Annotated in this window: 1 pseudogene; it reads right to left on the bottom strand. The window is 30.7% G+C overall.

Annotation, left to right across the window (positions count from 1 at the left end):
- Positions 1-72 precede the first annotated feature (72 nt).
- Positions 73-254 (bottom strand): annotated as a pseudogene (locus HMPREF2810_RS10980) (ATP-binding protein); the annotation flags it as partial.

Consider the following 254-nt stretch of genomic DNA (forward strand, 5'->3'; position numbering starts at 1 on the left):
TGTCACTTTTCTATTTAAATGGCAAAAATTTCCAGCAATAAATGACAAAAGCTACCAATTTTTGATAGCTTTTTATATGCCTATCACTAAACTATCTCTTGCTGCTTCGACAACTTCTACAGTAATCTTATCCATTTGATTGATTCTTAAAATACGATCAATCTGTGCAAACAAACGATGAATAAGTCGGAAATTCCCTTTTGTGATTTTAATGATAGTTGTGATAGCTTCATAATCAGAAAAATCTTCTAGCT

The sequence above is a fragment of the Enterococcus sp. HMSC078F03 genome (assembly GCF_001811595.1).
GTDB classification, from domain to species: Bacteria; Bacillota; Bacilli; order Lactobacillales; family Enterococcaceae; genus Enterococcus; species Enterococcus faecalis.